At 37.0% G+C, this 24,298-nt stretch carries 23 protein-coding genes; 7 read left to right on the plus strand and 16 right to left on the minus strand.

Translation table 11 applies throughout. The features are described 5' to 3' along the window. Positions 1-2: 2 nt before the first annotated feature. Complete coding sequence (locus LJY09_RS25415; protein WP_013059776.1) at positions 3-1,055, minus strand: glycosyltransferase family 4 protein; 1,053 nt, start codon at positions 1,053-1,055, stop codon at positions 3-5. 630 nt (positions 1,056-1,685) lie between these two features. On the opposite strand from LJY09_RS25415, the gene LJY09_RS25420 reads away from it, so the two are divergent. Together LJY09_RS25420 and LJY09_RS25425 are read left to right on the plus strand one after the other, a co-directional pair. After that, positions 1,686-2,219: an NfeD family membrane protein gene (locus LJY09_RS25420; protein ID WP_099331339.1), complete on the plus strand. Its 534-nt coding sequence runs from the start codon at positions 1,686-1,688 to the stop codon at positions 2,217-2,219. 20 nt (positions 2,220-2,239) lie between these two features. Continuing rightward, positions 2,240-3,769 (plus strand): flotillin lipid rafts scaffold protein FloT, encoded by a 1,530-nt coding sequence (locus LJY09_RS25425; protein ID WP_028412004.1) that lies wholly within the window; start codon positions 2,240-2,242, stop codon positions 3,767-3,769. A gap of 36 nt (positions 3,770-3,805) precedes the next feature. On the opposite strand, the gene LJY09_RS25430 is transcribed toward LJY09_RS25425, so the two are convergent. From LJY09_RS25430 to galU, 3 genes are all read right to left on the minus strand, one after another. Beyond that, positions 3,806-4,513 (minus strand): WecB/TagA/CpsF family glycosyltransferase, encoded by a 708-nt coding sequence (locus LJY09_RS25430; RefSeq protein WP_028412003.1) that lies wholly within the window; start codon positions 4,511-4,513, stop codon positions 3,806-3,808. Between the two features lie 66 nt (positions 4,514-4,579). Continuing rightward, positions 4,580-5,863, minus strand: a complete 1,284-nt coding sequence (locus LJY09_RS25435; protein WP_028412002.1) for a nucleotide sugar dehydrogenase — start codon at positions 5,861-5,863, stop codon at positions 4,580-4,582. 246 nt (positions 5,864-6,109) lie between these two features. Further along, positions 6,110-6,994, minus strand: coding sequence for a UTP--glucose-1-phosphate uridylyltransferase GalU (gene galU, locus LJY09_RS25440; protein WP_028412001.1), 885 nt, complete (start codon positions 6,992-6,994; stop codon positions 6,110-6,112). A gap of 241 nt (positions 6,995-7,235) precedes the next feature. On the opposite strand from galU, the gene LJY09_RS25445 reads away from it, so the two are divergent. From LJY09_RS25445 to LJY09_RS25455, 3 genes are all read left to right on the plus strand, one after another. Further along, positions 7,236-8,798, plus strand: coding sequence for a replication initiation protein (locus LJY09_RS25445; protein ID WP_099331340.1), 1,563 nt, complete (start codon positions 7,236-7,238; stop codon positions 8,796-8,798). Then, the gene (locus LJY09_RS25450) at positions 8,791-11,421 is read left to right on the plus strand and encodes a DEAD/DEAH box helicase (RefSeq protein ID WP_228307456.1); all 2,631 of its coding nucleotides are present in this window, start codon (positions 8,791-8,793) and stop codon (positions 11,419-11,421) included. Before LJY09_RS25445 ends, LJY09_RS25450 begins: the two co-directional genes overlap by 8 nt. Before the next feature lie 297 nt (positions 11,422-11,718). Beyond that, positions 11,719-12,765 carry a C40 family peptidase gene (locus LJY09_RS25455; protein WP_028411998.1) on the plus strand — a complete coding sequence of 349 codons (1,047 nt, stop codon included), beginning with the start codon at positions 11,719-11,721 and terminating at the stop codon, positions 12,763-12,765. A 282-nt stretch (positions 12,766-13,047) separates the two neighbouring features. Here LJY09_RS25455 and ssb read toward each other — a convergent pair whose 3' ends face one another. After that, positions 13,048-13,410 carry a single-stranded DNA-binding protein gene (gene ssb / locus LJY09_RS25460; protein WP_028411997.1) on the minus strand — a complete coding sequence of 121 codons (363 nt, stop codon included), beginning with the start codon at positions 13,408-13,410 and terminating at the stop codon, positions 13,048-13,050. A gap of 96 nt (positions 13,411-13,506) precedes the next feature. Here ssb and LJY09_RS25465 point away from each other — a divergent pair, with 96 nt between their 5' ends. Both LJY09_RS25465 and LJY09_RS25470 read left to right on the plus strand, forming a co-directional pair. Then, on the plus strand, positions 13,507-13,944 hold the full coding sequence (locus tag LJY09_RS25465) for a YwpF family protein (protein ID WP_099331342.1): 438 nt from the start codon (positions 13,507-13,509) through the stop codon (positions 13,942-13,944). 523 nt (positions 13,945-14,467) lie between these two features. Further along, positions 14,468-14,890 carry a helix-turn-helix domain-containing protein gene (locus tag LJY09_RS25470; RefSeq protein WP_099331343.1) on the plus strand — a complete coding sequence of 141 codons (423 nt, stop codon included), beginning with the start codon at positions 14,468-14,470 and terminating at the stop codon, positions 14,888-14,890. 28 nt (positions 14,891-14,918) lie between these two features. On the opposite strand, the gene fabZ is transcribed toward LJY09_RS25470, so the two are convergent. The 11 genes from fabZ to LJY09_RS25525 all read right to left on the minus strand — a co-directional run bounded on the left by fabZ (position 14,919) and on the right by LJY09_RS25525 (position 24,273). Continuing rightward, positions 14,919-15,353: a 3-hydroxyacyl-ACP dehydratase FabZ gene (gene fabZ, locus LJY09_RS25475; RefSeq protein ID WP_013059788.1), complete on the minus strand. Its 435-nt coding sequence runs from the start codon at positions 15,351-15,353 to the stop codon at positions 14,919-14,921. 83 nt (positions 15,354-15,436) lie between these two features. After that, a complete protein-coding gene (locus tag LJY09_RS25480) occupies positions 15,437-16,258 on the minus strand; it encodes a flagellar hook-basal body protein (protein WP_099331344.1) in 822 nt (273 codons plus the stop codon). A gap of 23 nt (positions 16,259-16,281) precedes the next feature. After that, positions 16,282-17,106, minus strand: coding sequence for a flagellar hook-basal body protein (locus tag LJY09_RS25485; RefSeq protein ID WP_228307457.1), 825 nt, complete (start codon positions 17,104-17,106; stop codon positions 16,282-16,284). Positions 17,107-17,220: 114 nt separating this feature from the next. Continuing rightward, positions 17,221-18,222 (minus strand): rod shape-determining protein, encoded by a 1,002-nt coding sequence (locus LJY09_RS25490; RefSeq protein ID WP_013059791.1) that lies wholly within the window; start codon positions 18,220-18,222, stop codon positions 17,221-17,223. A 186-nt stretch (positions 18,223-18,408) separates the two neighbouring features. Further along, positions 18,409-18,672: a sporulation transcriptional regulator SpoIIID gene (spoIIID, locus tag LJY09_RS25495; RefSeq protein ID WP_013059792.1), complete on the minus strand. Its 264-nt coding sequence runs from the start codon at positions 18,670-18,672 to the stop codon at positions 18,409-18,411. Positions 18,673-18,947: 275 nt separating this feature from the next. Further along, the gene (locus LJY09_RS25500; RefSeq protein ID WP_228307458.1) at positions 18,948-19,775 is read right to left on the minus strand and encodes a stage II sporulation protein SpoIIQ; all 828 of its coding nucleotides are present in this window, start codon (positions 19,773-19,775) and stop codon (positions 18,948-18,950) included. Positions 19,776-19,936: 161 nt separating this feature from the next. Continuing rightward, entirely contained in the window at positions 19,937-20,959 is a 1,023-nt protein-coding gene (gene spoIID / locus LJY09_RS25505) for a stage II sporulation protein D (protein ID WP_228307459.1), read from the minus strand. Between the two features lie 161 nt (positions 20,960-21,120). Further along, positions 21,121-22,425, minus strand: coding sequence for a UDP-N-acetylglucosamine 1-carboxyvinyltransferase (gene murA, locus LJY09_RS25510; protein ID WP_028411990.1), 1,305 nt, complete (start codon positions 22,423-22,425; stop codon positions 21,121-21,123). 31 nt (positions 22,426-22,456) lie between these two features. After that, positions 22,457-23,197 (minus strand): YwmB family TATA-box binding protein, encoded by a 741-nt coding sequence (locus LJY09_RS25515; protein ID WP_028411989.1) that lies wholly within the window; start codon positions 23,195-23,197, stop codon positions 22,457-22,459. Between the two features lie 160 nt (positions 23,198-23,357). Continuing rightward, on the minus strand, positions 23,358-23,594 hold the full coding sequence (locus LJY09_RS25520) for a DUF1146 family protein (protein WP_013059797.1): 237 nt from the start codon (positions 23,592-23,594) through the stop codon (positions 23,358-23,360). Between the two features lie 274 nt (positions 23,595-23,868). Then, positions 23,869-24,273 carry a F0F1 ATP synthase subunit epsilon gene (locus LJY09_RS25525; protein WP_028411988.1) on the minus strand — a complete coding sequence of 135 codons (405 nt, stop codon included), beginning with the start codon at positions 24,271-24,273 and terminating at the stop codon, positions 23,869-23,871. Positions 24,274-24,298: the final 25 nt, after the last annotated feature.

A 24,298-nucleotide genomic window follows, 5' to 3' on the forward strand; every position in this document is an offset into this window, starting at 1 on the left:
AATTAATTTTTCAAACGAAGCCCACGAACCATGTTAAGAATTGGCCTATATGTCTTATCAACTAATCCTATTTTTTCAACGATAATTTCAATCGCCACAAGGAGGATAGCTAGTACAAGAAAAGACCCCCACATTGTTTGTACCTTTGAAAAGATAACTGCCGCTAAGCCAAATATCGCACTCATTCCATAAATAATTAAAACCGTTTGTCTATGGCTGTACCCTAAGCGCAACAAGCAATGATGCAAATGAGATTTATCAGGAGCCGATAGCGGTTGATTTTTTACGATTCGGCGAATAATAGCAAAGAACGTATCTGAAATTGGTACCCCTAAAATAATAACTGGAACAATGAAGGAAATAACCGCTACATTTTTAAATCCTAACAGAGACAATACAGAAATCATATAGCCTAAAAATAGTGCTCCTGTATCGCCCATGAAAATCTTAGCGGGGTGAAAGTTGTAAAACAAAAATCCGAGCGTACTTCCCAATACGATGAAACCCATGCTTGTCACAAACACATTACCCATCATAATAGCCATACCAGAGATGGTAATCAATACAATAGAGGAAACGCCGGCAGCTAATCCATCCAATCCATCAATTAAATTAATAGCATTGGTAATTCCTACAATCCATAATACCGTAATTGGAATACTTAACATTCCGAATTCTAATTTTCCGCCAAACGGCAAGTTAATGAAGTCAATTTGGACTCCACCGTATACAACAACAATTAATGTCGCTACTAGCTGACCGCCTAATTTGATTTTAGCGGATAGCTCAATCATATCATCTAAGACACCGGTAATGATGATAATGATGCTTCCGATTAAAATCGGCAGCGCATATTTACTGTCAGGCTGTAAAACGAGGTATCCAATAAGAAAACTAAAAAATATCGCCAAACCTCCAAGGCGAGGCATAATTTTTTGATGAACTTTTCGTTGATTTGGTTTATCCGTTGCACCTATTTTAAACGCCAGCTTCTTAACCAGCGGAGTGATCAGAATAGATGTAATAAAACAAATAAACAAGGTCAAATATAGCATGGAGACCCTCCTCAGGTTTATGTTAACCAAAACCATAAAAAATGTATCCAACTTTATATAATTGGATAGTATTTCAAATTGCGTATAACAATAATTACTTACTTATTCCCAAAATGGATTATATCACAATGATTCTACTACTTAAATAGAAATTTATTCTCAAAAATTAGCACATTTACAAACTATTAATAGAAAGGAACTGTATTTTTTGGTGTATAAACAGCTGATTTACTTTATTCTTATGCGGTTATTTTATGTAGAACATTTTCTTTACTATATTTTATTAAAATATAAGCGAACTCCCCCCTTTTCGTCTAATTTATTCGTCATCTTTAACTCTTTTTCCTTTTTATTAAGCATATTTAAACCTTTATTTTTATTTCACATAGCCCCACTCATTATATGAACAAACTTTTGGCCTATGCATGTCCACTACTTCAAATCACATTCACTGAATCGTTGTCCTTATCTTATATCATTTAAAAGTTAAAATATAGTGAAATGGACAGAGATAAAATTAAACAAAAAAAGGAATTTAATCAAAAATAATGAAACTTTTTTCGATACGGTTCGTAATACATAGTAGAAACAGCGTCAATCATCTTACATAAAGGGGGTGTTGAATGAACTATGCTCGGTCTATCTGTTCAAACAGTGTATTTGTATGGATTAATTATCTGCGGAAGTCTCACATTCTTATACATTTTATTTAGCGATTTGTTAGATGGATTATCTGAAGCGATACCTTTTTTTAACCCCACTCTTCTTTTTTCTTTTTTAACATTCTTTAGTGCCGGTGGATATTTGTTCACCTATACGTCATTGCAAAATTATTGGATTATTTCGATTTCCGCTCTTATTGCCCTTCTACTCGTTATTTTGCTCAACGTTTTCGTATTGATTCCTTTATCATCGGCTGAAGAGTCTCTTGCTTTTACTGAAGATTCGTTAAAAGGAAGACTTGGTACCATTATTACTTCCGTTCCTGCAGATGGTTATGGAGAAGTATTTATCGAAGGGGTTAGCGGCACGATCTCCAAACCCGCTGCCAGCTTTAGAAACACTGCTATACCTTTAGGCAGCAAAGTGCTTGTGGTAGATATACAAAGAGGCAACGCACTCGTTGTGATTTATGAAGAAGTTATGACCAATCAATCATTATAAATAGCATTAGGGGGAGTTTTATGTTTTCAACACCTATATTAGTTGTCGTTGGAATTGTTGTTTTTTTACTAATTGCGCTGATTGCCGTATTTATTACAAAATACCGTACAGCAGGTCCAGATGAAGCGTTAATTGTAACAGGGAGCTATCTGGGAAATAAAAACGTACACGTCGATGAATCCGGAAACCGGATTAAAATTGTTCGCGGCGGCGGTACGTTTGTGCTGCCAGTTTTTCAACAGGCTGAGCCTCTGAGCTTGTTGTCAAGCAAACTGGAAGTATCTACACCTGAAGTATATACAGAACAAGGTGTTCCAGTTATGGCTGATGGGGTATCAATCATCAAAATTGGAGGTTCTATTTCAGAAATCGCAACGGCCGCTGAGCAGTTTTTGGGCAAAGCAAAAGAAGATCGTGAAACCGAAGCTAGAGAAGTCTTAGAAGGTCACCTTCGTTCGATTCTTGGTTCTATGACGGTCGAAGAAATTTATAAAAACCGTGAAAAATTCTCTCAAGAAGTACAGCGCGTAGCTTCACAAGATCTAGCTAAAATGGGATTAATTATTGTATCGTTTACAATTAAAGACGTTCGGGATAAGAACGGCTATCTAGAATCGCTAGGGAAGCCTCGTATTGCTCAAGTTAAGCGAGATGCTGACATTGCAACAGCGGAAGCTGAAAAAGAAACAAGAATCAAGCGTGCCGAGGCTCATAAAGATGCCCAAAAAGCGGAGCTTGAGCGAAATACAGAAATCGCGGAAGCTGAAAAAATGAATCAATTAAAAACCGCTGAATATCGTCGCGAACAAGATATTGCCAAAGCTCGTGCTGACCAAGCGTATGATCTAGAAACAGCTCGCGCGAAACAAGATGTAACAGAACAAGAAATGCAAATCCGCATTATTGAACGTCAGAAACAAATTGAATTAGAAGAAAAAGAAATTCTTCGTCGTGAGCGTCAATACGATTCTGAAGTAAAAAAGAAAGCAGATGCAGATCGTTACTCTGTTGAGCAATCCGCAGAAGCTGAAAAAGCAAAACAGCTTGCGGAAGCTGACGCCAACAAATATCGAATTGAAGCAATGGCTAAAGCTGAAGCTGAACGCGTTCGAATTGATGGTTTAGCAAAAGCTGACGCTCAGCGTGCCCAAGGTGAATCTGAAGCTGAGATTATCCGCTTAAAAGGTTTAGCAGAAGCAGAGGCTAAACAAAAAGTTGCGGAAGCATTCGAGCAGTTTGGTCAAGCGGCTATTTTAGATATGATTATCAAAATGCTTCCTGAATATGCAAAACAAGTTGCAAGTCCTTTAGCAAATATCGATAAAATTACGGTTGTGGATACAGGAAGCAACGGTGAAAACAGCGGAGCTAATAAAGTGACTGGTTATGCAACAAACTTAATGTCTTCTCTTCAAGAATCGCTGAAAGCATCCTCAGGTATAGATGTAAAGGAATTGATTGAGAACTTTTCTGGAAAAGGAAATGTGCGCCAGAGCTTGCACGAACTAACGGATGAAATCAAGCAACAAAACAAGAAAGAAGATATCTAAAAATAAAAAGCATGCGGATATAATCCGCATGCTTTTTTAACCTCTTAACACTCGAAGAAGAAACCTAGGTAATTCTAACTGACGCTTCCATCTCCATGGTTCTTTTAACAGTCGATAAAGCCACTCTAAACCAAACTTTTGAAAAACAGCAGGTGCTCGGTTCAATCGTCCTGAAATAACATCGAACGAGCCCCCTACGCCTTGATAAACAGAAGGATTAAGTTTCTCTTTATGAGCAATAATCCAATTTTCTTGGGCTGGACTGCCTAAAGCCACAAACACAATTTCTGCTCCTGAATCATTAATCGTACGTTCAATGACTTCTTCATTTTTTTCGTAGCCATTTAATGTTCCAACAATTAAAATCCCTGGAAACATCTCTTCCAACTTAGCTTTGGCTTCATCTGCAATGCCAGGCTTGGCTCCGTATAAAAAAATTCTTTTACCGTTATTTGTTGCTTCTTTGCACAGCTTCAGCATCATATCAATACCCGTTACACGCTCACGAATACGTCCCTTTTTGAGCTTTGAAGCTAAAATCACACCGATTCCATCTGGAATTTGATAAGTCGCTTGATTTAACAGTGACTTTAGTTCCTGATCTTCTTGTGCTTTCATAATTTTTTCAGGATTGATTGCTACAATAAATGATTTTCGGCCTTTATCTATATCCTGAAGTAACTTTGCCGCTAGCTCATCGTACGTGTCGCTACAAACGTCTATTCCTAAGATGTTTTCCTTCATTAAATCACCCGTATGTTGATTTTTTAGTTTTTTACAAACGAAAGACAGGCTGTTCAGCCCGTCTTTTTATAAAGTAGAAACTTTTGAATCACCAAGTAACACTACGTCAAAGCCTGCTGCTTTCCATTGATCACGCTGAATGCAGTTTTTCGTATCAAAAATAATCTTTGTACGCATATGATTTTCAACAGCTGATGGAAGAAGCTCTTTGAACTCATTATGATCTGTTAAAATAAGAATCACATCTGCATGTGCAACAGCTTCATCCAAACTTTGCGTCTGACGTTCGATTTTATTCTCTTTGATATGAGGATCAAATGCTGTGTAATCAACACCTAGCTTTTCTAAGTGATGAAGCACATCCGTTGATGGACTTTCACGCATATCATCAATATTTCCTTTAAAAGCTAAACCTAAAACAGCTACACGTCCATGTTGAATGCCCTTCTCATCTAGTAGGCTTTTCGTTTTTAATGCTGTATATTCAGGCATTGAATCATTTGTCTGACGAGAAAGAGAAATAATTTTCGCAAGTTCTGGCTGAAGCTCCGTTAAGAACCAAGGGTCAACAGCAATACAGTGGCCGCCTACACCAGGACCTGGTAAATGGATGTTTACACGTGGATGATAGTTCGCTAACTTAATCGCTTCCCACGCATTTACACCAATTTTTTCACTGATTTTTGCCAGCTCATTTGCAAAGGCAATGTTCACATCACGATATGTGTTTTCAATTACTTTCACCATTTCAGCTGTTGTAGCATCGGTTACGTGAATATTTCCTTTTACAAATGTTTTATAAAGCTCAACAGTCAAGCGACTGGACTCTTCGTTAATACCACCGACAATACGGTCATTATTTACTAGTTCCTCAAATACTTTTCCTGGAATAACACGTTCAGGTGAGTGAGAAACAAATAACTCACTGCCTAATTCTAAACCAGTTTCTTTTAGCACAGGTAGCATAACGTCTTCTACTGTACGCGGAGGAACTGTGGATTCTAAAATAACTAAATTTCCTTTACGAACGTAAGGAACAATTGATTTTGTCGCTTCTCGAACATAGTTCAAGTTTGCCGTTTTATCTTCATTAATTGGTGATGGTACAGCAATAATAAAAATATCCGCCTCTTCAGCTGTTGTGCCTACCGTAAAGTGGCCGTTGTCAACTGCTGATTCTAAACGTTCTTGTAAGCCATTTTCTTCTATATGAAGTTGCTTATTTTTAATTAATTCTACTGCTTTTTCATTTACGTCAACACCATGTACATATAAGCCGTGATTGGCAAACATAACAGCTGTCGGTAAACCTATATATCCTAAACCAACTACACACAATTTCTTTGTCATTGCAGAAAATCTCCTTTATATGACATGCTTAATAAATAAAACCTATCTGATATTATATCGAAAAATGTCATTTCATGATAGCATTTATATAAAAACATGAAATAATTTCTTTTACTTATTATTATGTAACATTTTATGAGAATTCATCAATAAACGATATAACCATCTTTTGTACAACGGGCTCTAACCCAAAAGAACTATTGAAAATCTCCATGATTCCCAATAGTTCTCCTAGTAAATCTATCTTTACATATGCCCTTCTTTTTCGACAATTTCTCTAAAATAGCTCACTAACTCTTCTCGCAGCGGTTCTCTTTGTAAGGCTAAATCAATTGTTGCTTTAATGAATCCAAATTTATCTCCAACATCATAACGTTTTCCTTCGAAATAATAAGCAAGAACACGTTGAAATTCATTCAGACGTAAAATAGCATCTGTTAATTGAATTTCTCCTCCTGCACCAATCTCTTCTCTGCTTAAGATATCAAAAATTTCCGGTGTTAAAATATAGCGCCCCATAATTGCATAGCCTGAAGGGGCATCTTCTGGATTCGGTTTTTCAACGAGCGTTTCTACGTCTAATAATCCTTTTTCAAGAGGCTCTCCTTTAGGACCTACAATTCCGTACTTTGAGGTTTCTTTCCTAGGCACCTCCTGTACACCAACTACAGCGCATTCATATTTTTCGTATACGTCCATTAACTGTTTCAAACAAGGTGTTTCTGATTGGACTACATCATCCCCTAGCATAACAGCAAACGGTTCATCTCCGATAAAACTTCTTGCACAGTGAATGGCATGACCTAATCCTTTAGGTTCCTTTTGACGAATGTAGTGAACATTAGCCAAATTCGAAATCCCCTGCACTTCTTCAAGCATGTCCCACTTTTCCTTTGCCGCTAATGTTTCTTCTAGCTCATATGATTTATCAAAATGATCCTCGATTGCTCGTTTTCCGCGACCGCTTACAATTAAAATATCTTCAATACCTGATGCTACTGCTTCTTCCACAATGTATTGAATCGTTGGTTTATCTACAATTGGCAGCATTTCTTTAGGCTGTGCTTTTGTAGCCGGCAAAAAGCGTGTCCCTAATCCAGCTGCTGGAATAATAGCTTTACGAATTTTCACTTACTTTTCCTCCTGTCAATGTCAATCGTGCTTATTGGTTATAGTATAGTAAGTCTTCGATTGAGTATGTACACAAAGTCATGTTGAATCCATTTCTTTTTATAAAGAGTCATGTTGGATTCTGCTTTATCATAACAAAAGATTTTGTATAATTCTATTTTTATCATTTATAATGAAAAGAAAATTAATCACTTATAAATATAATTTTATGTTCCACTTATGTATAGAAAGGAATGGGATTATGAGTTCGTTTTCAGATCACTTACAGCACCAATTTATACATCATTTCCCGTACAGTGATGCACGCTATCGTACAAATGCCCAAGCAGGACTAGACCTTTACCGTACCCATTCATTCTTCATTTTGCACAATGATGAACAGATATTAAACGTTAAAATCGATTCGTTTTATGTTGAACTAAACAAACAGCTGCTCCCTGAAAGTACCTGTTCTTGTCAGCATAACGGATTTTGTGAACACTGCTTTGCAGCGTTTTTTTATATGTATTCATTAATAGAACCGCTTTCGCCCCTATTCAAAGAATGGCGAAACCATGAGAAAGAAGCTTTGACTATGCTATCTGCCAAACAAGTGTTAAAAAAACCCAAGGCAACTTTTCAAGAGTGGAGACAAACTTTTGAGGAGCAGTATACGCTTTTTATGCAGGGGCGGAACGAAAATGACCGGTCCATTTATCATGAATATTATCAGTACTATTACCGTTCTTTAGTGAAAAAAGCTCCTGAGCATCCATTGCTTTATGCTTTATTTTGTATCTATGGAGCGGTTCATACATTTTATAAACTATCAGCTCAATTACAGGCACATCAGCTTTCTACTAACATCGAGGAATCATTCGTATATAGTCACGTCTACAAAATAACAAATGAAATTTATGCTACCGCTGATTCATTAAAGCAAACGAAATACGATCGGGATGCATTATCTATTATAGAGGACAGCATCCCATACATCCGAGAATTATTGCATAATGATATGCCTTTACAATATGAGCGTATTGAAATTTATCGCGTTATTTGGCAAAAAGTCTTCACGTTAGAAAAATGGCGAAAAAATGAGGAACGCGAATTAAAAGCCAAGCATGGTTCTTTTATAAATAATACAGCTCTTTCCTATCTTTTATTTCTTCAAGAAAAAGATAGAGAAGCAAAAGAACGTTTGAGCGATGGAACATTACAAATGATTCCCTATCTTATCCCTTGGTTAAATGATTTATTGCACGAAAAAGAAACTGACCGCTTTGCTCAGTGGGGCTCTTATATAATGACCTATATAGGAGATTACGTACGCACCGTTCCAACTACTTATCAAGGAAGCCGAAATATGGTCTCCATGATTGTAAATTTATTTCAGCACTATAAAGACTTAACGAACGAGCAAACTTTGTATACTGAAGCATTGCAGACATTACTTCCCTATAGTTTTATTGAATACAGTGATTTTCTATATGCTTCTAACCAATTAAAAAAATGGGTTGAATTACAGGTGCTTCTTCAATATGACAGCATCAAATATGACGAGCAAACGATAGAGGCCTTAAAACAAAAAGATGAAAAGCTGGTTATTCCTCTTTATCATCAAATGATTTCAAAGCTGATTTATGAAAAAAAGAAAAGCAGTTATCAAGAAGCCTATATCTACTTACAAGAATTAAAAAGACTTTATCTACAAATGAATCGCTCTCTACTATGGGAACATTATATAGAAGAATTAGCGATAAAAACGAAGAAACAGCGCGCATTTCAACAACTATTAGAAAAAGGAGATTTACTGAATGTTTGATTTGTTTCATTTAACACTTGAAGTCGAACCTGTACACGATGACTTTTTTCTCTACTGTGTATCACCTAGCGGCCAAATTTTGCTCCCTGATACATGGAAAGATGCGCTGTTTCTATGGCATGAACAGACCTATTACGGAAGTGAAGCTACACAGGTTGAGATTAATGGAAAAAAAGGAATTCTTCTTTCTGCATGGCAAATGTTCACTTTCATACAATCACCTATTCAACAGCATGTGTTGAAACCGGCTTTGTCCGCTTCAGCGGAAGATTATCAGCAAATTGCAGTCGATATGACAAAGAAGATTATCCAAGGGAAATTTCATTCTCTTCCTTTAAAAAAACAAATGACTGGATCGCTTTCACAAGCTGATGAGCAAGAGTGGCGAGCACAAATTAAAGAGAGCCTATTAAAAAAAGAAGGAAAAGACTTTTTAATAAGCATAGGAGGCGAGAGCTATAATCCTCCCTTTGACCTTTCATTGCGTGTTGTAGAGCCAACGACCGATGGAGATGTATGGACGGCTGAAACATTTGTGATTCCCCACGATGAAGCCAAAGAACCTTTTATACTGGGAAGAACACTTCCTAAAGAGTGGAATCACTACGAATCATATATCGCTTACGAACACGAACGATGGAAAGCATTGGCTCCTACTTTATACCAAAAAGGAGCGTTTATTCAGTCTGTCCTAACAGATGAGGAAGTATGGGGATTTCTAACTCAAGATAGTGCAGCATTGATTGAACAAGGTGTCTCTATCCATTTGCCAAGCTGGTGGGAATCATTAAAAAAAGCCACCATAAAAGTATCTGGCGCTATAGAAAATACTTCATCTGCATTGTTTGGTAAACAAGCTATCAGCAGCTTCCGCTGGTCATTTTCTATTGGCGATCAAACTTTTTCAGAAGAAGAGTTTCGGAAATTAGTCGAACAAAAACGCCGATTATTATCTATTAACGGACAGTGGATTCAACTGGATTCTAGATTAATTAAACAAGCGCAGAAAATTGTTAAAGAAGCTAGTAAAAAAGGCGTCTCAATTCATGAAATTTTAAAAACGAAGCTAACCTACATGGCAGACAGTAAAACTGATGAAGAAGAGGTAAAAGTTGAATTCCAACTCCCCGCTTCCTTTCAATCATTTATTACATCCTTAACGGATTTAGAACGGCTGCCGGAAGTGCTGCCTCCCTCTGAATTTAAAGGGATATTAAGACCTTATCAGCAGCAAGGTTTGAATTGGCTCATGTTTTTGAGAAAGTTTAACTTAGGAGGATGTCTAGCAGATGACATGGGGCTAGGTAAAACCATTCAATTAATTGGTTATTTAACAAACATTCATCAGTTACATAGCTTTCCTTCTCTTATCGTTTGCCCAACTTCTTTAATTGGAAACTGGGAAAAAGAATTACAGAAATTTGCCCCTTCTCTTCGTATTCATGTTCATTACGGGCCGAAAAGAACCGGCGGAGATGCATTTGAGAAGATATGTGAAAGTACTGACGTGGTGATTACGACTTATCAAGTTGCCCTTTTGGATGTCGAATTGTTGAAAGGGTTTATATGGAACAGCATTTCCTTAGACGAAGCGCAACATGTTAAAAACCCGCAGACTAAACAGGCGAGAGCCATTCGTCAGCTGCAAGGAAGACACAAAATTGCGCTTACTGGAACTCCAATTGAAAACCGTCTGCTGGAACTATGGTCATTATTTGAATTCATCAATCCCGGTTACTTAGGAACAATCAATTCATTTAAAAACCGATTTGTAGCCGGCATTGAAAAAGGCGAGAAACCTGAACGAACTGTTGAGCTTAAAGCACTCATTCAACCTTTCTTATTGAGAAGAACAAAACAAGATAAAAGCATCGCCCGCTCACTGCCTGATAAACAAGAACAAAAAGAATATATCCCGCTGACAGCGGAACAAGCTTCACTTTACCAGGAGCTAGTTCAAGAAATGCTTCAAGAAACAGAGGAAAAAACAGGATTTGAACGAAAAGGCATGATTTTGCAAACACTAAATAAGCTAAAATTATTATGCAATCATCCAGCTTTGTACTTAAAGGAAAGTGCAGCTAAACAAACGGTACGGCGATCTCATAAAAGTGAAAAAATTATTGAACTCGTAGAGAGCATTCGCACACACCAAGAAAGCTGTTTAATCTTTACTCAGTATATTGAAACAGGACTCATGCTACAACGAACCTTAGAAAAAGAAATCAACGAGCCGGTTTTATTCCTTCACGGAAGTTTGTCAAAAGAGCAAAGAGATGAAATGGTTGCTCAATTTCAAGCAAGGAAAAAAGCCATCTTTATCCTTTCTCTTCGCGCAGGTGGAACTGGATTGAATTTAACAGCTGCAAATCACGTTATTCATTTTGACCGATGGTGGAACCCAGCCGTTGAAAACCAGGCAACCGATCGGGCCCATCGCATTGGTCAGAATAAATTTGTTCATGTTCATAAATTCATTACAAGAGGAACGATTGAAGAAAAAATTGATGAAGTGATCAATCAAAAACAACATCTCAACAATGAACTCATCCAAGGAGATCAATGGGTAACAGAACTTTCGAATAAAGAGCTACAAGAGCTTCTTGCTTACAGAAATGAATAAGAAAAATTATAAAATGTGTTACACCGTTACCAAAAAGAGGACTTTTTTACTTGTCCTCTTTTTTTATTAGATCATTCGACACAAAAAAATAAGTGTAAATCGTTCTTCAACTACTGATAAAGATACAAAAAACGCGATAAATATCGTTTTTTGAATAAAAAGGTATTTTTATAGCGAAAAAGACCCTTTACTTTCTCTTTAAATTCCAGCATATTTATACATATAATATTTTTGTAATTTAATAGACATATTGGAAAAATAAACACGAAACATTTACATAATTAGGGGGATTTATTAATGAAAAAAAGGCAGCTCGCTTTATCTCTAGGCGCCATTGTTGGCGGGACATTCTTATATCAAGCTTCAGCTGAAGCATCTGCTTCAACTGTTCAAGTGAAAGCTGGAGATACACTTTGGTCGTTATCTACTAAATATCATACAACGATAGAAGCTTTAAAAAGCGTAAATAAGTTATCTTCAAATACAATTCGCATAGGACAAACGTTATCGATTCCTTCTGCTTCAACCTCTCAACCATCTAATAAGGAAGAAAAGCCTTCAGCTCCTGCTACTGGTTCAACCTATAAAGTTCAAAGCGGCGATACCCTTTGGAAAGTGGCTACTCGTTTTAATATGAGCGTAGAAGAATTAAAACGTTTGAACACTCTTTCTTCCAACATCATTTATATTAACCAAACGTTAAAAGTAAATGGAAGCAACAGCGCATCGACTCCAACTACGAGTAAACCAGCAGAAACTCCTTCTAAGGATGCAAACGGAACTTACAAAGTTCAGCGTGGAGATAGCCTGTCTAAAATAGCTTCGGCATTTCACATGAGCGTGAGCGAATTAAAACAAATAAATGGATTAACGTCTAATACGATTTATGTAAATCAACAATTAAAGGTATCAAAAAGCGCTCAAACAACTACGCCAACAACAAAACCAAGTACATCAACACCTTCAACTTCTAGCGGAACATTAAATGTATCGCAAATGATTTCAGATGCAAAACGTTATATGGGTGTTCCTTACAAATGGGGTGGCACAACTCCTTCTGGTTTCGACTGCAGCGGATTCATTTATTACGTAATGAAACAACAAATTTCTACAACGCGCTATACGACGGCTGGTTATTGGAGTGTATCAACACCCGTAAGTAATCCACAGCCTGGTGACCTAGTGTTTTTTAATACATATTCTAGCGGCCCTACACATATGGGCATTTACCTTGGTAATCGTCAATTTATTCATGCTGGATCTTCTACCGGTGTAACCATTGCAAGCTTAGATAACAGCTACTGGAGCAAGCGCTACTTAGGTGCAAAAAGGTTTGCTAAATAACTGATAGAAGCTGAGACAAGAGTATGTTAGCTGAAGGAAGATCCGAATGAGTTTGATTCTTGATGGAGAATCAAACTCGTTCGGATCTTTTCATTAAAAAAACCGTTAAATAATTTAACGGCTGAAATAGAGGAATAATTCGGGGATAGTGAATACTTTAATTTTCTCTCTTGAGAATATAGAAAGAGCCTTGCTCTTAAGGAGGATCTATCTTCTATTATGATAGATAAGGGGAATTAAAACCTTAGCTGAACTAATCACCCCCTTTCATACTAGATCACTTTATTCTTCTTGTTGATTTGAACCAAATGAAGAAGAATCAGATGGCTTTCCACTTAAAAATTTAACCGCATCAGCCACAACGTCGGTCATATATACTCGTTGCTGAAGATTATTTTCAAATGTGCGCGTTTGTACACGCCCTACCACGCCTACAACCGCTCCTTTATCACAGTAAGCAGCTGTATTTTCTGCATTTTTTCTCCACAGAGTAATGTTGACAAAATCAGCATCATATTCACCTTCAACATTTCGAAACGTTCGATTAATTGCTAACGTAATAGTAGATACGGCAATCCCTTCATGGGTATATCGAAGCTCCGGCTTTTTTGTCAGTCTTCCTACAAGAACAATATGGTTAATCATAGTCTACCACTCCAACTGATTGAATAATGGGAATCTTTAAGCTCATTCATGTTATAATATGGATAACCTACTATTTACGTAAAGGAGGAAACATCAATGAAAACATTTAAACTTGTGTCATTTCAATTGGTTGATGATCAAGAAAAGCGTCAGTCTGTCTCACTAACTAATGGCCTTATTATTAATAAAGAAGACGGCGAAAATAACTGGATTTTAGAAGCAGTTATCGATAAGAAATGGTACGATGAATTTCATGTTTTGTTGAAAGATAAACAAAAAGTGACGGTAGAAGCTAAAATTACGAAAGAAACAAATGATCCGGCTACCTTTATAGCTACCGTGGCTTCCATTACTTCAATTGGTGAAAATCGTATTAGTTTGTTGATGAAAGGTGTTTTAAAAGAACGGAGACTTCATTATGCTGAAATGCTCTTAGAGGATTTAATTAACCAAGGGTTATTAGGTCAAGATTTACTTCAACAGTTCAAACTGCAGCTTCGAAACAGACCGGTAAAAAGTACATCTAAAAAATAAGTCAAGTCATCTCAAGGTGTCTGGATTTAAAAGAGAGGATTATTGTTTGAGGTCTTTTTCGTTGGTCCATGAGAAGGGTAAAGAAAAGAGAACTCACTGGAGAGGTACCTTTCTTTTTTTCCTAAAAATAAATGTGCATGACTAGAACGTTTGAAGCGATTATCTCTTATGCGAGCGCCTTGCCTTTTCAAATAAAAATTTGTCATTTTTTCACTCCTTTTTCTTTGTAATTCGTATATTAATGCATTTTTCCCCGTTATTCAACCATTTTTTTCAATATACCGAACAAAAAATAGGATTTTTTTACTATAAAAACCTCTATTTTTGTTCTTTTTTTTATATCCATGCAGAAAAATGAATCTTTTTAGAGAAAAAAAAGAAATAAAAACAGGTTTTATTCCCTCTATTGCAGAAAGTAAAGTGTATATGTTTCATATTGTGCAAATTAAGCATGTTACAAAGAACATGAACTACATTCGAACAATAAGACATATACTTATCTTTACGAAATCAGGTGATGCATATGAAAGATTTTGGAGAAAGAATTAAACATTTCAGACTAAAAGGAGGATTTTCACAAGAAGAATTAGCAAATCAGTTGAATGTTTCTCGTACAACTATTTCAAAATGGGAATGTTCGAAACAAACGCCTTCCATTTTTGATTTTCTATCTCTATGTAATTGTTTTCAAATTACGCTCGACCAACTTGTTGAGCCTTCCTCTTATAAACAAGATTATTTACATGACTTCCAACTTCTTTACTTAACAAGAAAACGTGAATCGGATTCACAGGAAAATACCATTTTAACCCTCATAGATAAACAGCCCTTATTAAAACATGTGCTCTTACAATTTTCATCTCTGTCACCAACTCTTCAAAAAGAGTTACTAACGGATATTATACCTTTATTAAAGAAACTTTTTTCTGCTTTGCAGCGCCAATAAAAAAAGCTGCATCAGCAGCTCTTATGTACTATTCTTTTTTATCGCCTAAAGCAAACATAATATCTGTTTCGCAGACTAACTCTCCATCTACAGTTGCGATACCTTTTCCTTTGCCAATAGATCCACGCGCACGTACAATTTCAACCTCTAAACGCAGTTGATCACCAGGTCTTACTTGCTTTTTAAAACGGCAGTTGTCAATGCCTGCAAAAAATGCTAAACGTCCTTGATTTTCCTCTTTTTTTAGCATAGCTACTGCTCCTACCTGAGCCAAAGCTTCTACAATTAAAACCCCTGGCATCACAGGATAGTCAGGGAAATGCCCGTTAAAAAATTCTTCATTGGCAGATACGTTTTTTAAACCAACTGCTTTCTTTCCCTCTTCCACTTCTAAAATACGATCGACCAATAAAAATGGATATCGGTGTGGAATAATTTCTTTAATTTGTTCAATATCAAGCATAAATAAGTCTCCTTTCAAACCGCATGTAACATACGATACTATTATCAATATACAGAATGCTCAATTGAGAAGCAACTACTTGCTTAAGCTCTGATTCCATTCACCAAGCCCATCATTTGGTCTGCAATTGAAATAGAGCGGGAATTAAACTGATACGCACGTTGAGCAATGGACATATCAGTGAGTTCTTTGCTCAAATCTACATTTGACTGTTCCAATTTCCCTTGATCTACGCCTGCTGTTTCTCGAGCTTTTCCAGTCAGATCTGTAAACATATTCGGTTGGTTCATCCCAGCTGGAAAGGCAAATAGATTTTCTCCTTTAGCTTCTAGCTCCTGCGGCTTTTGAACATTTGTTAACCCAAGGGTAAACTGGTCAACGCCCGTATTCGTAGTAACCGTTATCGTTCCACTTCCATCAATCTGTATATCTTTAAATGCGTTACTGAAAATAATAGCTTGACCATTTTCCCCCAGCACATCCTGGCCAGAACCGTTTACTAATTTAACATTGTTGGGGCCTTCAGGGCTAAGGTGAAATGAACCATCTCGCGTATATTGTACAGGCCGTTCGGAATCGTTTACGGCAACTTGAAAATAAACGTTTGGATTTGATGCAGCTACATCTAATGGTTTGTCTGTATTTTCAAAAGCACCTTGCGTCATATTTAAGCGTGTTTGGTCTAGATAAGCTCCTGAACCTTGTCGAATTCCAGACGGTGTAAGCCGCTTTTCTGTTCCCTGGTCTACTTGATTATTTACTTGTTGATACAGCATATCGTTAAATGAAGCGTCTCTCGATTTATATCCTGTCGTATTTGTATTAGATAAATTGTGACTGATGACATCAAGCTGCTGCTGTAGCTGCCCCATTGTATTAGCCGCTGTTATCATTGTACGGTTCATTCTCCTCATCTCCCCTGTTGCTTTTAGCGCACACGTCCAATTTCATTTGCCGCTTTATCCATGCTTCTATCGTAAGCTTGCATTATTTTTTGATTTGCTTCAAAAGCTCTGTAAGCTGTTAGTAAATCCGTCATACTTTGAGCAGCATCTACATTGGAACGTTCAACAAATCCTTGCTTTAACTGATAAGAAATGCCTGGATTATTTCTTGCTGAAGGCAAGGGCTGATTGTTCAACGTTTCATACAATCCATTCCCTGCCTTTTTAATCGTTTGTAAATCACTAGAATAAGCAATACCGATTTGTGCAATCTGCTGATTATTTTCCGTTACGTTACCCTGTGAATCAACTGTAAAGTTTTCACTTTTCAGTTGAATTGGCTGATTATTTGTATTTAATACATAAGCTCCCGTAGACGTAGTTAAAAACCCTTCTTGATCTAATGTAAAATTACTGTTTCTTGTATATTGAGGCGTATTATTAGGGCTTTGTACCACAAAAAATAGGCCGCCCTCTTTTGTAGGCATATTTTGCTCCATCAATGCAATATCAGTTGATTGAGACGTTTGCTGAAGATCACCTTGTGTAAAATTTGGAACTGTTTCTTGCATATACACACCCGTATTAATTGTACCTATGTCTTTTTTGTTCTGAACAGAGATGTTACGGTCAGTGGGTAAATCTTCAGATTCCATTCGCTGCAGTAACATATCAGGAAATGCCTTTAACGTACCTTGATCTGCTTTAAATCCTGGCGTATTAGCATTTGCTATGTTATTCGTTAATAAGTCAGTTTGACGCTGCTGAGACAGCATACCCGCTGCTGCCGTGTAAAACCCTTTAAACATACTTCATCCTCCTTACAAGTAAACGTTGTTCGTTATAGCCGGCTGACAGAGTATAATAAATAAAAGAAGAGACTCCTCTGTATGAAACGAGCCAATAGAGGAGTCTTCATTTATTTAAACAATATTGCGACGAGATAGTTTATCAATATTATCAAGCATAATACCTGTTCCAACAGCTACACAACCCATTGGATTTTCTGCAATTAGCACAGGCACCTTTAATTCTTCCGCTAACAGCTGATCCATACCGTGAAGCAATGCTCCACCGCCAGTTAAAATAACGCCTCTGTCTATAATATCGGCAGAAAGTTCGGGAGGTGTACGCTCTAATACACTTTTCGAAGCTTGTACAATGACGCTGACAGACTCTCTAAGTGCCTCCTCTACTTCCTCAGAATAAACAGTAACCGTACGAGGTAAGCCTGAAACCATGTCTCGCCCTCGAATGTCCAGCTCTTCATTACGAGCTTTAGGAAACACTGTGCCAATTTTCACTTTAATTTCTTCTGCTGTACGCTCTCCAATTAAGAGCTTATATTTTTGTTTAATGTACTGCAAAATTTCCGCATCAAAACGATCACCAGCCATCTTAATAGAAGCTGCTGTTACAATATCGCCCATTGAAAGGACAGCCACATCGGTTGTACCTCCACCAATATCTACGACCATGTTTCCGCTCGGCTGAAAGATATCCATTCCAGCGCCAATAGCCGCAACTTTTGGTTCTTCTTCCAAATAAATGGTTTTTCCACCGCTTTTTTCAGCAGCTTCGCGAATTGCTTTTTGTTCAACAGAGGTAATATTTGTTGGACAACAAATTAAAATACGAGGCTTGGATAAAAAACCTTTTACATTTAATTTATTAATAAAGTGTTTGAGCATAGACTCGGTAATTTCGAAGTCAGCGATAACGCCATCTTTTAATGGACGAATGGCAATAATATTACTGGGCGTTCTTCCTACCATACGTCTCGCTTCTTCCCCTACTGCTAGCACTCTATTTGTATTTTTATCAATCGCCACAACAGACGGTTCATTTAACACAATTCCTTTGCCTTTAACGTGAATTAAGACGTTAGCTGTACCTAAATCGATACCAATGTCTTTTGCTAACATACCTTAAATCCTCCTTCTATTTACATATCTTTGCATGATAACCATTCTTTTTTCCTAATTTACTATTTTATCACAATTTGTATATGTATGTTGTTATTAGCAAAAATATTTATTATATACCTATTTTATCCAAAAATTAAAATGCCCTATACTACCTCTATAAAAAAGGCAATATCGGGCATTCTTTTACTTTACAGTTTCTTCTTCTTTTTTGTACTTTAATTTTGTTGCTTCTCCTCCACGCAAATGCCGAATAGATTTATGGTAATCAAGAATTTCTTTTACTTCATTTGCTAACTCAGGATTTATTTCTGGTAGACGCTCTGTTAAATCTTTATGGACAGTACTTTTCGAAACGCCAAATTCTTTCGCAATTACACGAACTGTTTTCTTTGTTTCTACAATATACTTTCCAATCTTGATAGTTCTCTCTTTGATGTAATCGTGCACACTACTCGCCCTCCCCAAATTGGATATGAGAAGTATCCAAGGGAATGTATATATTATCCCTTTTCTAACATTCTCTTTATAGGTTTGTAACAGTTTATTAGCTTGTGTGCAGATATATGCTAGAAAAGTCAGTAAGGACAAGTGATTTCTTATATTTTTTTGAAAATTTAGTGTTTTTTATTTACTTTTTTAACATAATGCATCTCATTTTAGAAAAATTCATAAAAAAAGAAGCTCGGTTTTATCCAGCTTCTTTTCATATTTATGGTCTTGCTTTATGCATTTGGTTTAGACGTATCTGTTGAAGGTTGTTTTGAATCTTTATCTTCTTTAGTCTTTTCATCAGATGATTTTTCGCTATCCTTTGATTCTTCAGAAGAAGAGTCGTCTTTTGGTTCTGTCACTTCAGCTGCTTTGACTTCTTTGATAGAACTAACCGATTTTCCAAAATAACTGCTTGGATTAATTGCTACACCATCTTTACGAACTTCAAAGTGCACATGTGTTTTTGCTTCTTGATTATATAAGCTTTTTCCAGCTTTTGCGATCGTTTGGCCTTGTTTAACAATATCTCCTACTTCTACATCAGCTTTCTCAAGAGATTGATACTGTGTTACTAAACCATCTTTGTGATCAATTTCTACTACATAACCTAGTAAAGGATCTTTTGTTGCTTTTGTTACTGTACCGCTAGCTGCTGCTACAACATCAAATGATTTATCTCCCTTAACAGCTAAATCAACACCTGTGTTTGGATGATACGTATTGTTGTAGAAAACTAGTGCTTCTTCTTGTTGTTTTTCAGATGCTTGATCGTCGTAGAAAGGCTTTTTCACGATAGCTGATGCTTCAGCAACTGGCATTTTTAAATTTTCAAGCGAAGCATTTACCTCTACAGCGTCGTCTCGATAAGCCGTACCGTCTTGGCTATAGCCGCTTTTGTCTTCTTTGCTAATATCATTTCCATTAGCTTGAAACCAAAGGACTGCTGTAAGAATAATTGCTGCACTCGCTAAATAGATAGCCGGGAACACCCAACGCTTTCTAACTAATTTTTGAACTTTCGATTTTGGAGAAGTACGTTTCTTTTCTTCCTCTCTCATATATCATCACCTCAGCAATCAGTCTGAACACAATTGAATGAATATATACACATCGATAAAAAATTTTTTTCGATTATTTTTCAACAGATGAATCTAAAATATACATTTTATTTAAAAAAAGTGAAAAACATAAAAAAGACCCTGCTATAAGGGTCGTTGAATTAGCGTTTAGCTGTCAATTGTGCAACAAACTGATCGTTAGGAGTAATCGCAACACCTGTATAATAATGAGTAACAATATCTTTATACGTTTTTCCTTCCAGTGCCATACCATTTGCTCCGTACTGACTCATCCCAATACCATGTCCATATCCTTTTGTGTTGATGATAATTTCATTCCCTTTTTTTGTCCAATGAAAGTCGGCTGACGATAAATCCAGTTTTTCCCGAACATCTTTTCCCGACAGTTCTTTACCGTTTATCTTTACGTAATCTACGCGCTGCCCCGGCGTTCTAGAGACGATTTCACCTACTGATCCACTGTTTGTTAATTTCACTCCAAGCCTCTGTTCAAAGCTAGCAACAGACATTACTTTCTGATTTGTAAATTCAGGAGACTTTTTATCCCATGGACTAGCTACACTTTTTAGATAAGGAATGGAATTCTTCCAATACGCTTCTGAATTTTCAGTGTAACCATTGCTGGTAGAAAAGAACGTAGCATTAATTGGCTTATTTTTATACGTAAGAATTTGACCTTTGGTGTCCTTCACTGCTTCTTGAATTTTTTTGATTTTCCAATCATAGTCTTTGTTCCATCGGCTTCTTAGCTCATCTTTATTTAAATATACTTGGTACTCTACGGTATCAGTCACATCCGCTCCTTGGGGAAGATGACTATTTCCATTCATCATAGTTTGCACAATATAGGTTCTGGCTGCCAAACTTTGAGCCTTAAGTGCTTCAAGTTCAAAAGTAGCAGGCATTTCAGCTGCTACTACCCCTACAAGATAGTCTTCGAGCGGCAGTTTTTCTACTTTTTTCGTTTCCGTACGATAAACACTGACATCAAGAGGAGACGCTGTCACTTTTTGTAGTTTTTCGGTTTTTGGGGTCTGTTTGACATTTTCATGTAGCTTTCCATCTGTCTTTTCAGTAAAAGGAACAACGAGAAGTGTTGGGATGAGTAACACAACGAAAAAAAAGATGACTCCTAGTACGACGATTGGCTTTGCTTGTTTCATGAACGCCTAGCCTCCATATCTATTATTTTGACAAGGAACACCTATATCCCTATATTCCATATGTATGGAGGTGGACAACCTTTTATGACAGCAAACCGGCCATAAGGGTCGTCCAACGACAAAAAAAGCATCTCGCTATGAGATGCTTTTTTATGACATATTTACTTGACGTCTGAAGCCTGTTGAGTTTGTTCTACCTGCTTTGTTTCGTCATTTACACGTTCAATATCAGCGCCTAAAGCGGCTAATTTATTGTGGAAATTTACATAACCACGATCAAGGTGTTTTAATTCCGTTACACGCGTATAGCCGTCTGCTACAAGTCCTGCTAATGTTAACGCTGCTGCTGCACGAAGATCTGTTGCTGCTACTTCAGCGCCTTGTAGTTGAGAAGGTCCGTTAATAATAACAGAGCGTCCTTCAATTTTAATATCAGCGTTCATGCGGCGAAACTCTTCTACGTGCATAAAGCGGTTTTCAAAAACTGTTTCTGTAATCATACTTGTGCCTTCTGCTGCTAATAATAATGCCATCATTTGAGATTGCATATCCGTAGGGAACCCTGGATGAGGCATTGTTTTAATATCTACTGATTTTAGCTTTTCAGGTCCTACAACACGTAAGCCGTCGCCTTCTTCAGTAATTTCAACACCCATTTCTTCCATTTTAGCAACAAGTGAACTGATATGCTCTGCTACTGCACCGCGTACAAGTACGTTTCCACCTGTAATAGCTGCTGCTACCATGAATGTTCCAGCTTCGATACGATCTGGAATAATTGCATGTTCTGCACCATATAATTTATTAACACCTTCAATACGGATCGTACCAGTTCCTGCACCGCGAACTTTAGCGCCCATTGCGTTTAAGAAGTTTGCTAAGTCGACAATTTCAGGTTCTTTTGCTACGTTTTCCATAATTGTAGTGCCTTCCGCTAATGCTGCTGCCATCATAATATTTTCTGTGGCACCTACACTTGGGAAGTCTAAATAAATTTTAGCACCTTTTAGTCTTCCTTCAACTTTTGCATCAATAAAACCATTTCCTACTTGAACTTTAGCACCCATTGCTTCAAAGCCTTTAAGGTGCTGATCAATCGGTCTTGATCCAATCGCACATCCACCAGGTAAAGCTACACGAGCCTCACCCATACGCGCCAATAAAGGACCCATTACAAGTACTGAAGCGCGCATTTTTCTTACATATTCAAAAGGTGCATCTGTTTTTAACTCTCTTGATGCATCTACAACTACACGATTTGTTTCAAAATCTACTTCTGCATTCAGATGTCTTAAAACTTCGCCAATCGTAAATACATCGGAGAGAGCTGGTACATCATTTAGAATTGTTTTTCCTTCACTAGCTAATAAGGTTGCAGTGATAATAGGTAAAACGGCGTTTTTTGCTCCTTCAACTTTAACTGTACCGCTTAATCTATTTCCACCGCGGACGATGATTTTTTCCAAGGTATTCCCCTCCGCGTCCATTTTCTCTATATTAATATTCAGACGTAATGATAGGTGTGCCAACAACTATGGTTGTTTGACCGCCCATTCTTGTCTTGCGTAATGCAATTTGTAAGTTCATTTCCTGCTTTTTCGTTTGAAGAGCTTCTTTCCACAGTCCAGTATATGCTGAAACAGAGGTAAATGACTCTTCCACTAGAGATTCCACTGGTTTAGCATTGAAAGCTCGTAATAGGTCTTGAATTTCAACAGACAAAACACTTTCCATCTTATCATTGATTTCCCCTGTTGCACAAGAGAAAATTATGGGTTCTGACAGGAAAATTTTTTCATAATTTGTCTGAAATACATTTTGAAAATGGGTCATATTTTTTTCTTTTAAACCTTGTCCCGTTACATGATACGATATGTACGCATTGCTGTGTTCATCGATCGCATAAGTTAACAGAATGACTTCGTTCACATCTTCACTTTTGCGTGTACCTATTGCTTTCCATAGGTCTCTTTCCCTCTTCACTTCCCATTTAAAACCTCTAAAATTACTTTTAATACTTTCAGCTTGCGAATAAAAGGTTTTTTGGTCAGTAACAGCTTTTACTTCTTCTCTTGCATACAACGATACTTCAGTTAACGAAACATGCTGCTTATTTAAGGTGTGAACAATCTTCTCAATAGTAGTTTCATTGTTTTGGGCATTGCTCACATAACTTCCATGATATACGAATAAGCCAGTAATGAAAATAGCCAAAAAGACACTAATTTTTTTAAACATTTCGCCACTCCCTCTCCGTACTCATCAGTCTTTCCAGAAGGCGATGATACATACATGAAAAGGGTCGTCATATTTAGACATAGCGACATACATTAGCGTATAAATTCGTATATCTTCAACGAATGAACGTCTATTTTATCATAGACTCATAGCTTGCCAATCATTGAAAAAATGAGGGAATGCGCTGTGACCAAAATAAATAATCCAAAAAGAAATTACTTACTGTTGATGAAATAGTAATGGTCAATAAAATAAGCATTAATTTTGCTTGAAACACATGATTAGGTTTCATCAGCTTTTCAATTTGAAAGCCTTGCAAAGCATACCAAGTAATCACAATAAAAATCAAATGTGAAATCATGGTTAGTAACGTTTGCTGCTCAATTCCTCCAAACAATAAAAGCACTCCTTTTAAACACCATATGAAAAGAAGAGACGATCATCGTCTCTTCTTTTCATATTAAAGCACACTTATGCAAATTCGTAAACGGTAACATGAAAAACATTTATTTTATTCCCTATTTTAAGATCCTTTTCCATTATTAAGAAAAATAAAGAAGACGGATACGCTTAGTTAAATAGAATATATAATCATAGACGAATGCTATTTGCTCTTCCTCTTTTATATAATAGAGCAAAAAAGCCCTCTCATTCGTTTGAGAGGGCTTTTTTTAGAACTTACGTTGACTAATATCTAAACGATTGACTGCCCGTTTTAAGGCAATTTCAGCACGCTTAACATCAACGTCGTCTTGTTTGCTATCAAGGCGCATTTCAGCGCGCTTTTTCGCTTCTTCTGCACGAGCTACGTCAATCGCTTCAGCTGTTTCAGCAGCCTGTGCAAGAATTGTTACTTTGTCAGGTCTTACTTCAAGAAATCCTCCGCTAACAGCCACAAGTTCTGTACTGCTTGCTTTCTTCAAGCGGACGGCTCCAATTTGTAAAGGAGCAACCATCGGAATATGGCCATGTAAAATACCAAGCTCACCGCTCTGTGCTCGGGTACTTACCATTTCCACTTCTGATTCGTAAACTGGGCCATCAGGAGTCACTACACTGACATGGATTGTCTTCATTTAAAAAACCTCCTATGTCCCTTAA

The organism is Priestia sp. J2 (genome assembly GCF_020790095.1).
GTDB lineage: Bacteria > Bacillota > Bacilli > Bacillales > Bacillaceae_H > Priestia > Priestia zanthoxyli.

Coding starts and splice junctions, on each gene's coding strand:
- LJY09_RS25420 (WP_099331339.1), top strand. CDS start 1,686: ATGCTCGGTCTATCTGTTCAAACAGTGTATTTGTATGGATTAATTATC.
- LJY09_RS25490 (WP_013059791.1), bottom strand. CDS start 18,222: ATGTTAGCAAAAGACATTGGTATCGATTTAGGTACAGCTAACGTCTTA.
- LJY09_RS25450 (WP_228307456.1), top strand. CDS start 8,791: ATGTTTGATTTGTTTCATTTAACACTTGAAGTCGAACCTGTACACGAT.
- LJY09_RS25485 (WP_228307457.1), bottom strand. CDS start 17,106: ATGTTTAAAGGGTTTTACACGGCAGCAGCGGGTATGCTGTCTCAGCAG.
- fabZ (WP_013059788.1), bottom strand. CDS start 15,353: ATGCTTGATATTGAACAAATTAAAGAAATTATTCCACACCGATATCCA.
- LJY09_RS25465 (WP_099331342.1), top strand. CDS start 13,507: ATGAAAACATTTAAACTTGTGTCATTTCAATTGGTTGATGATCAAGAA.
- LJY09_RS25435 (WP_028412002.1), bottom strand. CDS start 5,863: ATGACAAAGAAATTGTGTGTAGTTGGTTTAGGATATATAGGTTTACCG.
- LJY09_RS25445 (WP_099331340.1), top strand. CDS start 7,236: ATGAGTTCGTTTTCAGATCACTTACAGCACCAATTTATACATCATTTC.
- spoIID (WP_228307459.1), bottom strand. CDS start 20,959: ATGAAACAAGCAAAGCCAATCGTCGTACTAGGAGTCATCTTTTTTTTC.
- ssb (WP_028411997.1), bottom strand. CDS start 13,410: ATGATTAACCATATTGTTCTTGTAGGAAGACTGACAAAAAAGCCGGAG.
- LJY09_RS25425 (WP_028412004.1), top strand. CDS start 2,240: ATGTTTTCAACACCTATATTAGTTGTCGTTGGAATTGTTGTTTTTTTA.
- LJY09_RS25515 (WP_028411989.1), bottom strand. CDS start 23,197: ATGTTTAAAAAAATTAGTGTCTTTTTGGCTATTTTCATTACTGGCTTA.
- LJY09_RS25455 (WP_028411998.1), top strand. CDS start 11,719: ATGAAAAAAAGGCAGCTCGCTTTATCTCTAGGCGCCATTGTTGGCGGG.
- LJY09_RS25480 (WP_099331344.1), bottom strand. CDS start 16,258: ATGAACCGTACAATGATAACAGCGGCTAATACAATGGGGCAGCTACAG.
- LJY09_RS25500 (WP_228307458.1), bottom strand. CDS start 19,775: ATGAGAGAGGAAGAAAAGAAACGTACTTCTCCAAAATCGAAAGTTCAA.
- LJY09_RS25525 (WP_028411988.1), bottom strand. CDS start 24,273: ATGAAGACAATCCATGTCAGTGTAGTGACTCCTGATGGCCCAGTTTAC.
- LJY09_RS25430 (WP_028412003.1), bottom strand. CDS start 4,513: ATGAAGGAAAACATCTTAGGAATAGACGTTTGTAGCGACACGTACGAT.
- LJY09_RS25470 (WP_099331343.1), top strand. CDS start 14,468: ATGAAAGATTTTGGAGAAAGAATTAAACATTTCAGACTAAAAGGAGGA.
- LJY09_RS25415 (WP_013059776.1), bottom strand. CDS start 1,055: ATGCTATATTTGACCTTGTTTATTTGTTTTATTACATCTATTCTGATC.